Annotated in this window: 10 protein-coding genes; 8 read left to right on the top strand and 2 right to left on the bottom strand. The window is 67.3% G+C overall.

All coding sequences use genetic code 11. The annotated features are described in order from the left end of the window. The first annotated feature begins 111 nt into the window (after positions 1 to 111). The 5 genes from AC1DX2_RS06965 (at position 112) to AC1DX2_RS06985 (ending at position 7,664) form a co-directional block, all read left to right on the top strand. Entirely contained in the window at positions 112 to 1,866 is a 1,755-nt protein-coding gene (locus tag AC1DX2_RS06965; protein ID WP_477195562.1) for a GAF domain-containing protein, read from the top strand. 196 nt (positions 1,867 to 2,062) lie between these two features. Beyond that, positions 2,063 to 4,279, top strand: a complete 2,217-nt coding sequence (locus tag AC1DX2_RS06970; RefSeq protein WP_477195563.1) for an NHL domain-containing protein — start codon at positions 2,063 to 2,065, stop codon at positions 4,277 to 4,279. Between the two features lie 20 nt (positions 4,280 to 4,299). After that, complete coding sequence (locus AC1DX2_RS06975) at positions 4,300 to 4,836, top strand: hypothetical protein (RefSeq protein ID WP_477195564.1); 537 nt, start codon at positions 4,300 to 4,302, stop codon at positions 4,834 to 4,836. A 185-nt stretch (positions 4,837 to 5,021) separates the two neighbouring features. Then, positions 5,022 to 6,674 carry a methyl-accepting chemotaxis protein gene (locus tag AC1DX2_RS06980; protein ID WP_477195565.1) on the top strand — a complete coding sequence of 551 codons (1,653 nt, stop codon included), beginning with the start codon at positions 5,022 to 5,024 and terminating at the stop codon, positions 6,672 to 6,674. 36 nt (positions 6,675 to 6,710) lie between these two features. Next, on the top strand, positions 6,711 to 7,664 hold the full coding sequence (locus AC1DX2_RS06985; RefSeq protein ID WP_477195566.1) for a chemotaxis protein: 954 nt from the start codon (positions 6,711 to 6,713) through the stop codon (positions 7,662 to 7,664). 12 nt (positions 7,665 to 7,676) lie between these two features. Here AC1DX2_RS06985 and AC1DX2_RS06990 read toward each other — a convergent pair whose 3' ends face one another. Then, a complete protein-coding gene (locus AC1DX2_RS06990; protein WP_477195567.1) occupies positions 7,677 to 8,987 on the bottom strand; it encodes an enolase C-terminal domain-like protein in 1,311 nt (436 codons plus the stop codon). 30 nt (positions 8,988 to 9,017) lie between these two features. Further along, positions 9,018 to 10,037 carry a LacI family DNA-binding transcriptional regulator gene (locus AC1DX2_RS06995; protein WP_477195568.1) on the bottom strand — a complete coding sequence of 340 codons (1,020 nt, stop codon included), beginning with the start codon at positions 10,035 to 10,037 and terminating at the stop codon, positions 9,018 to 9,020. Positions 10,038 to 10,240: 203 nt separating this feature from the next. Between AC1DX2_RS06995 and AC1DX2_RS07000 the strand changes: the two genes are divergently transcribed. Genes AC1DX2_RS07000 through AC1DX2_RS07010 form a run of 3 tightly spaced genes read left to right on the top strand, consistent with a single transcriptional unit; the run spans position 10,241 to position 13,355 of the window. Further along, entirely contained in the window at positions 10,241 to 11,602 is a 1,362-nt protein-coding gene (locus tag AC1DX2_RS07000; RefSeq protein WP_477195569.1) for an ABC transporter substrate-binding protein, read from the top strand. Then, entirely contained in the window at positions 11,599 to 12,501 is a 903-nt protein-coding gene (locus tag AC1DX2_RS07005; RefSeq protein ID WP_477195570.1) for a carbohydrate ABC transporter permease, read from the top strand. Before AC1DX2_RS07000 ends, AC1DX2_RS07005 begins: the two co-directional genes overlap by 4 nt. Continuing rightward, a complete protein-coding gene (locus AC1DX2_RS07010) occupies positions 12,498 to 13,355 on the top strand; it encodes a carbohydrate ABC transporter permease (RefSeq protein ID WP_477195571.1) in 858 nt (285 codons plus the stop codon). Before AC1DX2_RS07005 ends, AC1DX2_RS07010 begins: the two co-directional genes overlap by 4 nt. Positions 13,356 to 13,360: the final 5 nt, after the last annotated feature.

Here is a 13,360-nt window from a genome sequence, read left to right on the forward strand (position 1 = left end):
CCCCGCGATCGCACCCTTCAACAGGTGCGATAGCCACCGGGCCACCCAAGTTTCGTGGCCCCTGTGTCCACTTGCCGGTACCATCCAGGGCGTGAACAGCCACGCCCCCGTATGACCGAACCCAAAGTCAAGAAGGTGCTCACCGTCAGCGACGTGAGCACCCGCCTGCAGATGCGCATCCAGAGCATCGCCGCCTCCCTGCATGCCGACCCCCAGGGCGCGCTGACGCTGTGCGAGCGCACCATCGTCGAAGCGCGCGACCAGCGCCTGGCCCCCATCCAGCTGCAGGCCGCCACGCACTACGGCCTCATCATGGACCACCTGGGCCGCGCGGTGGACGCCCGCAACTGGTTGTTCGAAGCCCTGCAACTGGCGCAAACGCAAAACCTGCTCCCCCACCAGGCGCCGCTGATGGAGCTGATCGCCCGCGGCTACTACACTACCGGCGAATACGACCACGCGCTGCAATACTGGGCCGGCTGCCTGGAACTCAGCGAACGCGGCAGCGGCGACGTGCGCAGCTGGATGCTGGCCAAGGTGGGCCTGGGGCAAATCTATGACACCCTGGGCGACCACGCCTCGGCCGTCATCCTGCACCGCTCGGCCAACCAGCGCATCAATGAGGCGCGGGACTCTTACCTGGACGCCAAGATCAAGATCAACCTGGGCGTCAACCTGCTGCGCCTGGCCGAGCTGGACGAAGCCCAGCAGATGTTCGACGCCGCGCTGGCGCTGTGCCGCGCCGATTTCTACCACGACTACGCCGCCGAATCCCTGCTCGGCCTGTCCAAGGTGGCGCTGGCCCGCGCCGACCTCGATGCCGCCTTCGGCCATTTGACGGCCGCCCTGGCCGAGGCCGACCGCGTGGGCTACAGCTGGGGCCAAAGCCAGATCCTCAGCGCCCTGGCCGATGCCAAGGCGCGCCAGGGCGACCTCGACGGCGCCATGGCCGCGCTGCGCCGAGGGCAGCAGATCGCCCGCCAGGGCGGCATCAACCACATCCTGTCCCAGCAGCACTTCGCGCTGGCCAACTACGCCGAGCAGCGCGGCGACCTGCGCACCGCCATGGACGAGATGAAGGCCGGCCTGATCCTGGAGCGCCAGATCCAGGAACACCTGACGCCCGACCGCCGCCGCGAGTTGGAAGACAAGGCCGGCCTGCACCCCAGCAACACCCAGCGCCTGGTCACCCTGCTGAACAACCCGTTGGTCGACAGCGGCCCGATTGACGACTTCTTCCAGCTGCTCACGCGCGAAAGCTGCAACACCGTGGGCGTGGCACGCGCCGGCATCTGGCTGCTGGAGCCCGGCGGCGAGGCGCTGCGCGGCGTCTGCGTGTTCGACGTCGGCATTGCCGGCTTCACCACGCCGCTGCTGCTGGCGCGCGAGCAGGTGCCCTCGCTGTTCGACTGGCTGGCCCAGCCCGAAACCATCGTGGCGTATGACGCCGCAGGCCACCGCGACACCGCAGACCTGAGCCGCGTCTACCTGGCCCCGCGCGATGTGCGCTCGCTGCTGGCCTTCCCGCTGCAACTGCCCGAGCGCGTCACCGGCATGCTGATGGTGGAACACATCGGCAGCCAGCGCAACTGGACGCCCGACGACACCCAGCGCGTGGGCCAGATCGCCGACGCCGCCACCCGGGCGCTGGCCAACCGCGAGCGCACCCAGCGCCAGCGCGACATCCAGCACCACCTGGCCGGTGTGCAGCGCCAGGTGCAGGGCATCCTGCAGCAGGCCACGAGCCCCGGCGCTGCACAACCCAACCTGCTGGCGTCACTCGAAGCAACCAGCACCGAGCTCACCCGCGTTGAGCACATGGTGCGCAGCCTGGTGGACCCCTCGCAACCAGCCCCGTCGGACTGACCGCGTGACCGTGACATGACGGTTGCGTGACAGCCGACGGCATGCCACATGCCGGCCGCCTGTGTCTTCCTGCCCAACCATGTGCCGTGCATCACATCGTAGGCCGGTTCCAGCTTGCATCCGCTGCCCCTGTTCCTAGAATGGGACCAGCTGCAGCTGTCACTGTCAGCAGGTTCCGTCAGGTGAGGACTACACAATGAAATTCCTTCAAACGAAGGCCCCGCGCGCTTGCGCGTCGGCCCGCGTGCTGGTGAGCACGGCATTGGCCACGCTGCTGTGCGTAGCCTGCGGCGGTGGGGGCGGCGGCAGCAGTCCCGCGACGCCGACCACACCTACCACCCCCACAACGCCTACCACCCCCACCACCCCCMCCCCCGGCATCAGCCTGCTGGCTGGCAGCGCGGGCGGCCCGGGCAACCTGGACGGCGTGGCCACATTGGCCAGCTTCACCACCCCCAGCGCCACCGCCGTGGACGCCGCCGGCAATATTTACGTGGCTGACAGCGGCAACCGCCTCATCCGCAAGATCACCCCCGCCGGCGTGGTCAGCACCTTGGCCGGCGGCGCCAACCAGGTCGGCAGCCCACCCTTGTACGGCGGGTACGCCGATGGCCAGGGCAGCGCCGCGCGCTTCAACCACCCCACCGCCGTCGCGGTGGACGCGGCCGGCACGCTGTACGTGGCCGACTTCAACCTTGTGCGCAAGATCACCCCCGGCGGCATGGTCACCACGCTGGCCGGCCTGGAGAAGTTTCCTGTCGGCACCTTCGCATCCGCCGGCTTCGCGTCACTGGGGGGCATCGCGGTGGACGCCGCCGGCTATGTGTACGTGACCGATGGCGAGCTCTACGCCGCCTACGGCTTCATCAACATCAAGGCCGACTCCGTCTACCGCATCACGCCCGACGGCGGCACCGTCACCCGGCTGGCCGGCAGTTACGGCGCCCCGGGCTGGACCGATGGCGACAACAACGTCGCCCGCTTCACCAAGCCCCAGGGCATTGCCGTGGACCGCAGCGGCAACGTGTATGTGGTGGACGCCGGCACCTGCCTGCTGCGCAAGCTCACCCAGGCCGGCGTGGTCAGCACGCTGGCCGGTTCGCCCGACTACTGCCAGCGTGTGGATGGCAGCGGCAACGCCGCCGCGTTCGCCAACCCCTCGGGCCTGACCATCGATGCCAGCGGCAACCTGTATGTGACGGAGGCCGGCAACCTGTACCTGCCAGAGCCCGGCAACCGGCCGGCGGTGCGCAAGGTCACTCCCGCCGGTGTGGTGACCACGCTGGTCAGCGGCGACAACTTCAGGGTGGCCGCGCCCACCAACTACGCCGGCCTGCTGGGCCTCTCGGTCGACAACGCCGGCAACCTGTACGTCGCCGACGACGGCAGCCATGTGGTGCGCAAGCTCACCCCCGCCGGTGTCTCCAGCGTCTATGCCGGCAGCCAGGCGTCGGCTCCCGGCTGGGTGGACGGCACCGGCAACGCCGCACGCTTCCGCGCCACCACCGACATCGCCGTCGACAGTGGCGGTAACCTGCTGGTGGCCGACAACTTCGGTGTGCGCAAGGTCACCCCCGCTGGCGCGGTGAGCACCCTGGCCGGCGGCGTCGAGACCGGCACCACCGACGGCACCGGCATCGCGGCCCGGTTTGGCTTCAAACTGGGGCTGGGCCTGGACAGCGCGGACAACCTGTATGTGACCGACACCAACACCGTGCGCAAAGTCACCCCCGCCGGTGTGGTGACCACGGTGGCCGGCGCCGGCCGCACCGGCCTGACGGATGGCCCAGTGGCCACAGCCAGCTTCTTCGGGCTGGGCGATGTGGTGGTGGACCCCACCGGAAACCTGTACCTGACGGACCACGGCTCCGTCGGGCCCGGCGGCAGCTACGCCGGCCTGCTGCGCAAGCTCAGCCCCGCCGGCGTGGTCAGCACCGTGGCCGGCAGGTGGGACATCCCTTGCGAGTCCCCATGCCAGACCGACGGCCCCGTGGCGACGGCGCGCTTATTCGCCCCCGGCGGCAAAATCGCCCGCGACAGTGCGGACAACCTCTACCTGCTGGAGGGCTACCAGGTGCGCAAGGTCACGCCCGCCGGCGTCGTCAGCACCCCGGTCGCCTCGGGCGCGCTGGGCGCCATCACCGCCATGGCGGTGGACCCGGCAGGCAACATCTTTGTCGCCATCACCATGCGCGGCGACGAGCTCCCCACCAACGACACCGTGCGGCTATACAGGGTCGCCCCCAGCGGCGCCGTCACGCTGATGGCCGGCACCACCGGCACCACCCGAGGCCTGATGCTGGGCGACCTGCCCGGCGTGCTGCCCCCCATCACCAGCCTGGCCTGGGGCACGAGCAATGTGCTGTACGCAGGAACCGGCACGGCGGTGCTGAAGATACAGTTGCCGCAATAGGCTCCGCCCACACCGCCACCATGCACAGCACACCGCTTGCGCTGCCCCGTTTCTGGCTCGCCCCATGCGTGCTGGCCGCGCTGCTGTGCACGGGTTGTGGCGGTGGTGGCGGCACGGACGTGTCCATCGCCCCCGTCACCACGCCGGTGCTGGGCACCCGGCTGCTGCTGGATTTCCAATACGTGCCCGCCATCGATGCAGGCAACTATGTGTTCCAGTCACAAGGCGAGCTGGCCGCTGTATGGAACAGCGCGCCGCCCAGCGCAGTGGCCCGTCTCTCCCCCGGGCAACCCTACGTGGTCCCACCCCTGCCCAGCGGCATCAACTTCCAGACCTCCACGCTCGTGGCCGTGTCACTGGGCCTGGGCACACCCTGCCACACGCCGCAGATCGTGGACATCTCCGTCACTGCCGGCACCCTGCTGGTCAAGTGGATGGCGCAGGATCCCACCAACCTCCACTGCACCCTGGCCAGCCTGCACGCCGCCGAAATGCTGGACCTCATCGTCATCCCCAAATTCACCGGGCCAGTGACGTTCCAGCACGTTGCCAACTGAGGCTGGCCACGACCCCGGTGTGCGGCGCATGGGAGCCGCACCATCCCTCTGCACGCTCCCGGCGCCGTCGCGACGCCGTCTTGCCGTGCCGTGCTGCTCCGCACCAAAACATGACGGCACGGCCCTTTTCAGGTATGGTTGACTTAGGGGTCGAAGAACAATAATTTCGTTGAGGAGCCATGACCATGAGCACTCTCTCGATCGGCGCCAAACTCAAGGCGGCTTTCGCCGCCGTCGCGCTTTTGGCCGTCTTCCTTGGGTTGTTTGCGTATTCACGCATCGCCATCGTTGAAACCTCGGTGGTCGACCTTGCAGACAACGTTCTGCCCAGCATCGTGCTGCTCTACAGAACCCAGGCCAAGTTGAGCGATGCACGCCGGCTGGAAGCGCAGATACTGCTGGCGGACGACAAGGAGCAGGCCAGCCTCAAGACGCGCATCGAAACCACCCTGGCGGAAGGCAGAAAGCTGATCAAGGACTACGAACCGATGATCGTGAATGCCGAAGACCGCCGCTTCTTTCTGGAAAACGGTTCCAGGTTCGATGCCTACCAGGCCGCCAGCAGCAAGATGGTTCCGCTGGCCCTGAGCGGTGAGCAGGGCCGCAAGGATGCAACGGCCATGCTGTTCGGCGACACCCGGGTCAAGTACAACGCCGCCGCCAAGGCTTCGGCCGAGCACATCGTGTTCAATGAAAAGCTGTCGGCAGACGCCAGCGCCAAGGGCAAAAACGCCGCCACCACCGCCAAGACCGGCACCTGGATCGCCTTGGCGGTGGTCATCGTCCTGGCCGGGCTGCTGGGCGTCTTGGCCACCCGCATGGTGGTGCAGCCGGTGGGCAAGGCCATGCAGGCGGCGTCGGCGGTTGCGGCCGGCGATCTGACGCGCAGCATCGACAGCAGCGGTGGCGACGAGCTGGCCCGCCTGTTGCGCAGCATCAAGGAGATGCAGCAAAGCCTGATCAAGACGGTCTCCACCGTGCGCGCGGGCGCCGAGGGCGTGTCCACCGCCAGCGCGGAGATCGCGCAGGGCAACCACGACCTGTCGTCGCGCACCGAGAGCCAGGCCAGCGCGCTGGAAGAAACCGCCGCCTCCATGGAAGAGCTCAGCTCCACCGTCAAGCTCAATGCCGACAACGCCCGGCAGGCCAATCAGCTGGCCATACAGGCCAGCTCCGTCGCCGTCAAGGGCGGTGACGTGGTGGGCCAGGTGGTGGAGACCATGAAAGACATCAACACCTCATCCAAGAAGATCTCCGACATCATCAGCGTCATCGACGGCATCGCCTTTCAGACCAACATCCTGGCGCTGAATGCCGCGGTGGAAGCGGCTCGCGCGGGGGAGCAGGGGCGCGGCTTTGCTGTCGTCGCCAGCGAGGTGCGCAGCCTGGCCAGCCGCTCAGCGGAGGCGGCCAAGGAAATCAAGAACCTCATCAACGCCAGCGTGGACCGCGTGGCCCACGGCACCACACTGGTGGACCAGGCCGGCATCACCATGACCGAAGTCGTCACCTCGATCAAGCGGGTCACCGACATCATGGGCGAGATCAGCGCCGCCAGCAGCGAACAGTCCCAGGGCGTGTCACAAGTGGGTGAGGCGGTGACCCAGATGGACCAGGTCACCCAGCAGAACGCCGCCTTGGTGGAACAAATGGCTGCCGCCGCCAGCAGCCTGCGCACGCAGGCGCAGGAGCTGGTGCAGGTGGTGTCCACCTTCAAACTCAACGACAGCGACCATGTCCACAGGGCCCCAAGCCACGCCAGCCCGGCCAGACTTGGGCACCCATCCAGCAGCGCAGGCGGCGGTCAGCCACCGCGATTGGGCCACGTCCCTGCCTGACGCCAGCCCAACCCACCAAAGGCACTGAGGTACCCCATGAAAGCGGCGATGCATGAAGTCGATGAACGCACCAACCTGACGGGCAGCAACAAGTTCGAGTTGTTGTTGTTCCGCCTGGGCGAAGCCCCCGGCTCGGACCGCCGCGAGCTGTTCGGCATCAATGTGTTCAAGGTGCGCGAGATCATGGTGATGCCACCCATCACCGCCATGGTGAACGCGCCAGCCAACGTGATGGGTGTGGCCAACATCCGCGGGCAAATCATCACCGTGATCAACCTGCCTGCCGTCGTGGGCTGCAATCCCAAAAAGGGCTTGACCATTCTGCTGGTGACCGAATACGCCCGCACAACCCAGGCCTTCGCCGTGGAGGAAGTCGACGACATCGTCCGGCTGGAGTGGAAGCAAGTGCTTTCCGCCGAGGGCAGCGGCGGCGGGCTGGTGACCAGCATTGCGCGGTTGGACGGCAACTCCGAGAACACGCGCCTGGCGCAAGTGCTGGATGTCGAGCAGATCCTGCGCGACGTGATGCCCGAAACGCAGAAAGAAATCGCACCCGGCGCTGTCGGCCCGCAGATCAACTTGCCGCCCGGCTCCGTGATCCTGGCCGCTGACGATTCCGCCGTCGCCAGGATGATGATCGAGCAGGGCCTGAAAGCCATGGGCGTTCCCTACATCATGAAGAAGACGGGCAAAGAGGCCTGGGAACACCTGCAGGCCACCGCCACCAAAGCGGCAGAACAGGGCAAGACCGCCAAGGACAGCGTGGCGCTGGTGCTGACCGACCTGGAGATGCCTGAGATGGACGGTTTCACGCTGACACGCAACATCAAGCAGGACAACCGCCTGAAAAACATCCCCGTCATCATCCATTCGTCATTGACCGGCACGGCCAACGAAAGCCACGTCCAGAGCGTGGGAGCGGACGCCTACATCGCCAAATTTGTTGCGGAAGAGCTGGCAGCCACGATTCGCGGTGTGCTGAATCGGTAGCCGAACAAAGCCTCAATACCTCGGCTTCACCTTGCGATAGTCAGGCTTGTACTTACGCATCTGCGCCTCGTCATCACGGCGCAGGTAGCCGCATGCCAGGTACTGCTGGTGCAACTGCTTCAGCAGCGCCTGGTCCACCTCCACGCCTATGCCCGGCGCGTCGCTTATCCGCACGCAGCCGTCCTCAAAGGCAATGCGCCCCCCAGCCAGCACGTCCTCGCACTGCCAGGGGTAGTGCGTGTCGCAGGCATAGCGCAGGTTGGGAATGGTCGCCGCCAGGTGCGTCATCGTCATCAGGCTGATGCCGGCGTGCGAGTTGGAGTGCATGGACAAGCCCAGCCCAAACGTCTCGCACATCGCCGCCAGGTGCTGCGTGGCGCGCACGCCGCCCCAGAAGTGGTGGTCCGACAGGATGATCTGCATACCGCGCTTGCCGATGTTGTCGCGGAACTGCCCCCAGTCCGTCACCACCATGTTGGTGGCCAGCAGCAGGCCGGTGGCGCGGTGCAGCTCGGCGTCTTCTTCCAGCGTCATCACCGGGTCTTCGTAATACTCCAGGCAATCGCCCAGCCTGGCCGCGATGCGCTTGGCCGTGGCCAGCGACCAGTTGGCGTTGGGGTCTATGCGCAGCGGCACGCCGGGGAAGGCGTCGCGCAGCGCCAGCAGGCTGTCGGCCTCCACATCGGGCGCCAGCGCGCCAGCCTTCAGCTTGATGGATCCGAAGCCGTTCTCGGCAATCATCCGCCGCGCCTGCGCCACGATGCCCGGCGCATCCAACGCCTCGCCCCAGGGGTCGGCTTCGTAGGGCGCATCCATGTGCTGCGCATACTTGTAGAACAGGTAGGCGCTGTAGGGCACACGGTCGCGCACGCGCCCGCCCAGGTAGTCCGCCAGCGGCAGGCCCACCAGCCGCGCCTGCGCGTCCAGCATCGCGCACTCCAGCGGTGAGTAGGTCTTGGCGATGGCCTTGCCCGGCAGGGTGCCGGGCGCCACGTCCACCACCGGCGCCGCTGGCTGGCCGGCCTTGGCATGGGCGGCATCGGCCTGTGCCACGCCCTGTGCCACCAGGCCCGCCAGGCCCTGCAGGTCGTACACACTCAGGCCCCGCAGCAGCGCCGCGCTGCATTGCAGTTGTGCCAGGCCCGGCATGTCGCCATAGGTTTCGCCCAGGCCGGTGATGCCGCCCTCCAGTTCCAGCTCCACAATGGCGCGCAGCGTGTACGGCTCGTGCACGCCCGAGGCGTTCAACAGCGGCGGGTCTTTCAAGGCCACCGGCGTCACGCGTACGTCGGCAATCCGGTGCGGTGCACTGAGAGAGGTCATGGCAACAGGGGGAAAAGAATCAGGGGAAACTCAGGACGATGGGTGAACCGGCTTGCGCGCGGTGGACTGCCGCAGCACCAGCCGTGGGCGCAGCATCTCGTCCACCGGGTCCAGCGTGCCGTCGATCAGGGCCACCAGCCGCGTCAACGCCACCTCGCCCATGGTCTCGCTCTGCATGTCGATGGTGGTCAGAGCCGGCGTGGTGTAGCGCGCGAAGGGGATGTCGTCAAACCCCGTCACCGACACCTGCTCGGGGATGCGCACCCCCGCCACCTGCGCCTGGCTCATGAAGCCCATGGCCAGCAGGTCGTTGTAGCAGACCACGGCGTCGGGCCGCACGGTGCCCATCAGCACCTCGTCCACCGCCTTTTCGCCGGCCTCCAGCGTCGGTGCCTCGGCGTTGAAGAAGCTCGGCGTCAGCCCGGTCTCGGCCAGCACCTCGGCCAGGCCGGCGCGGCGCTCGGCGTCCCAGCGCGCGGCCGGGTAGCCCAGGTAGGCAATGCGCCGGTGCCCCAGGTCCACCAGGTGGCGCGCCAGCATGGCGGCCGCGCTGCGGCCATCGGCGCTGACGCTGTGCACCCCCAGCCGCGCCGCGCGGCCGAAGAACACCACCGGTTTTTCCAGCCGGCTCAATGTGGACAGGTCGGCATCGGGCATGCGCGAGCTGACGATCAGCCCGTCCACCCGGCGGCTCAGCTCGCGCAGCATGCCGGCTTCGCCGCTCTGGCGCTCACCGGTGTCGACGAACAGCAGGTTGTAGCCCAGCTCCTGCGCCTTGCGGTTGGCACCTTTGACGATGCCGGTGAAGTGCGGATTGCGGATGTCCAGAATCACCACCGCCACCGTGTTGGTGCGCCCGGTGATCATGCTGCGCGCCAACGGGTCCACGCTGAAACCCAAAGCGTCGATCGACGTGCGCAAGCGCGCCTCGGTGTCTTCGCTGAAGCGCTGCACGCCGTTGATGTAACGTGACACCGTGGCGATGGACACACCCGCCGCGCGGGCAACATCCTTCAGCGTGGGCGCACGGGCTTGGTCAGGAGCGGGCATGGTTTGGGGGTGGGACAGACAGCACAAGGTAAACGATATACTAAAAACGGCCGACTTGGATGTTTCACAGCAATAAAACACCGCCCTACCGGGTAAACACTAGCGCTCTGGGCAAATGGCCATCGGTACACTAAGTTAAACGTTTACCTACATCCGCCACCACCAACGCCCGCCCCGCATACTGTTCGCCGCCGCCCCATTCCATGACCGCGCCCTCTTCCTCCCACGCCGCGCGACGGCCACCGCCACCGCGACACCGGCTGGCCCCGGCCGCACTGGCGACATTGGCGCTGCTGGCGCCCTGGTGGAACACAGCGGCGCAGGCGCAGCCCCCAGCCCCAGACACCGTGCGCGTGTGGACGCGCTCCTCCACCGACGGCCGCAAGACCTACAACGCCATCGCCGAGGCCTTCACCCGCAAGACCGGCCTGAAGGTCGAATACTTCAACGCCACCACCGATTTCGAACAGCGCGTGGCACGCGCCGCCATCGCCGATGAACTGCCCGACCTCATCATCAACGACAGCGGCGCCACCGGCCAGTTTGTGCAGATGGGCCTGCTGGCCACCGTGGACCGCGCACGGGTAGCCGGCGGCGCCGACCTGCAAGAGCGCGCCTGGGACAGTGCCAAGGGCTTCGACGGCCACTATTACGGCGTGCCCACCTCGGCGCAGGCCCAGGTGCTGTTCATCCGCAAAGACTGGCGCACCAGGCTGAACCTGCCGGTGCCGCAGACCTGGATGGAGGTGGCCACGCTGGCAAGCGCCTTCACCGCGCAAGACCCCGACGGCAACGGCCGCGCCGACACCTATGGCTTTGTCATGCCTGGCTCGGCGCAGCGCGGCTACGCGGCCTGGTTCCTCAGCTCCTTCCTGTGGCAGGCCGGCGGCGAGTATGTGCGCCAGGTGCGCCCGGGCCAGTTCCGCGGCGCATTGGACGAGCCCGCCGCGCTGGCCACCGTGGCCTTCATCCGCAAGCTGCACTGCGAGCTCAAGGCCACCCAGCCCGGCGCCATGAACGCGCCCACGCAAGAGGCCAACAAGGCCTTCACCTCCGGCCAGGCCGGCATGTACCTGTCTGGCCCCTACCACATCCCCCTGTTCGACCGCGAGCCCGGTCGCGACAAGGTCGAAGTGGTACCCGCCCCGGCCGGCCCAGCCGGCCACGGCGTGCTGGCCGGTGGCGAGCTGGCCTATTTCCCCAAGGCGGCGAAGAACAAGGCCGGCGCGCTGAAGTTCGTCGAGTTCCTGATCTCGCCCGAAGGCCAGGCGCTGGGCATGAAGCCCGCCGGCGGCGGCCTGTCGGTGGTGCGCCTGCCCGTCAACCGCCATGTGGACCCCGCCACGGTGCACAACGACCCGCGCTGGCAAATGGTGGCCAACGAATACGCCCGCAACGGCCACGCCATGCCCGCCATCCCCAACTGGACCCGCATGCAGCAGGTCATCGGCGAAGGCCTGAACGCCATGCTGTCGCGCTGCAATGTGGAGCTGGCCCCGGCCTTGCGCAAGCTGAACCACCGCGTCAACCAGCAACTGTCCGCGCAAAAGGTGCTGGCCAAATGACATCACCCAAGACCACCAAGACCGGCAAGAAAGCACCCAGCCGCGCCTGGCTGGTGCCCGCGCTGTTCCTGGCGCCGGCCCTGCTGGTGTTTGGCTTCTTCAAGTTCATCCCCATGCTGCGCGGCCTGCAGATGAGCCTGTACAAGGTCAACTTCGGCGCCCCCAGCGAATGGGTGGGCCTGGACAACTTCCGCCGCGTGTTGGATGACGAGGCCCTGGGCTCGGCGGTGTGGAACACGCTGGTCTATGTGTGCAGCACCGTCACGCTGTCGGCCGGCCTGGCGCTGCTGCTGGCGCTCTCGCTGCAGGGCAGCACGAGGCAGCTGCGCTTCGTGCGCACAGCAATTTTCCTACCCGCCGTCACCAGCGCCGCCGTGCTGGCCGAGGTGTGGCGCATCCTGTACGCGCCCACGCCCGACGGCGTGGTCAACACGCTGCTGGGCTGGGCGGGTGTGCAAGCGCAGGGCTTCCTGAACGACCCCGACACCGCCCTCTACTGGCTGATGGCCATGCACACCTGGAAGAGCGTGCCTTACGACACGGTGATCTTCGTCGCCGGCCTGGCCACCATCAACAGTGAGCTGTACGAGGCCTCGCGCGTGGACGGCGCCAACGCCTGGCAGCGCTTTCGCTTCGTTACCGTGCCCGGGCTGGCGCACGCCATCACCATCGTGGTCACGCTGGGGCTGATACGCGGCTTTCGCGTCTTTGCCGAAATCCAGGCCACCACCGGCGGCGGCCCGGCCGGCGCCACCGAGGTGGTGATGACGCACATCTACAAACTGGGCTTTGTCGATTTCGACTACGGCTACGCCTCGGCGGCCTCGGTGCTGCTGTTCGCCTTCACCGCCACCGCCACGCTGGTCTACCTGCAATGGCGCAAGAGGTCGGAAGCATGAGCGCGCCGCGCCGCACATCGCTCAAACGCAAGCTGCAAGCGGCACCGCGCGGGCTGTTCTATGCCCTGCTGCTGCTGGTGTTCGTCGGCCCGTTCTGGTCCTTCGCCGTCACCGCCTTCAGCGGCGTCACGCTGCAGCCCGGCAAGCTGCTGCTGTGGCCGCAAAGCCCGACGCTGGAGAATTTCCACTACGCCTGGGTCAAGAGCCAGGTCTGGCGCTACCTGCTCAACTCGGTCATCGTCGTCACCGTGGGCACGGTGCTGCAGGTCAGCGTCAGCGCGCTGGCCGCCTACGCGCTGGCGCGCAAGAAGTTCCGCGGCCAGGCCCTGGTGTCCATGCTCATCCTGTGCACCATGATGCTGCCCGAAGAGGTCATCGCCATCCCGCTGTACCTGGTGCTGGGCAAGCTGCCGCTGCTCAACGTCAGCCTGCTCAACAGCCACTGGGGCATGATCCTGCCGGTGGTGGGTTGGGCGTTTTCCATCTTCATGCTGACCGAGTTCATGAAGAAGGTGCCCATGGAGCTGGAAGAGGCCGCCCGCGTCGACGGCGCCAGTGAATGGCAGGTCTTCTGGCTGGTGATCCTGCCGCTGGTCAAGCCGGCGCTGGGCACGGTGGCGGTGTTCGGCTTCATCATGATCTGGGACCAGTACCTGCTGCCGCTGATCGTCGCCAACCGCGACGACCTGTACACACTGCCCGTCGCGCTGGCCTCGGTGCGCGCCGACGAGATGATGCCCCCTGCCGTCTTCGTGGCCATCACGCTGATCGCCATGCTGCCCTCCATCCTGATCTACCTCGCCATGCAAAAGGCGTTCAACCGGGGCCTGCTGATGGGCGCCGTCAAGGGTTAACCAAG

Source organism: Hylemonella sp. P2_B10 (assembly GCF_056404875.1).

Coding starts and splice junctions, on each gene's coding strand:
- AC1DX2_RS06965 (WP_477195562.1), top strand. CDS start 112: ATGACCGAACCCAAAGTCAAGAAGGTGCTCACCGTCAGCGACGTGAGC.
- AC1DX2_RS06975 (WP_477195564.1), top strand. CDS start 4,300: ATGCACAGCACACCGCTTGCGCTGCCCCGTTTCTGGCTCGCCCCATGC.
- AC1DX2_RS06980 (WP_477195565.1), top strand. CDS start 5,022: ATGAGCACTCTCTCGATCGGCGCCAAACTCAAGGCGGCTTTCGCCGCC.
- AC1DX2_RS06985 (WP_477195566.1), top strand. CDS start 6,711: ATGAAAGCGGCGATGCATGAAGTCGATGAACGCACCAACCTGACGGGC.
- AC1DX2_RS06990 (WP_477195567.1), bottom strand. CDS start 8,987: ATGACCTCTCTCAGTGCACCGCACCGGATTGCCGACGTACGCGTGACG.
- AC1DX2_RS06995 (WP_477195568.1), bottom strand. CDS start 10,037: ATGCCCGCTCCTGACCAAGCCCGTGCGCCCACGCTGAAGGATGTTGCC.
- AC1DX2_RS07000 (WP_477195569.1), top strand. CDS start 10,241: ATGACCGCGCCCTCTTCCTCCCACGCCGCGCGACGGCCACCGCCACCG.
- AC1DX2_RS07005 (WP_477195570.1), top strand. CDS start 11,599: ATGACATCACCCAAGACCACCAAGACCGGCAAGAAAGCACCCAGCCGC.
- AC1DX2_RS07010 (WP_477195571.1), top strand. CDS start 12,498: ATGAGCGCGCCGCGCCGCACATCGCTCAAACGCAAGCTGCAAGCGGCA.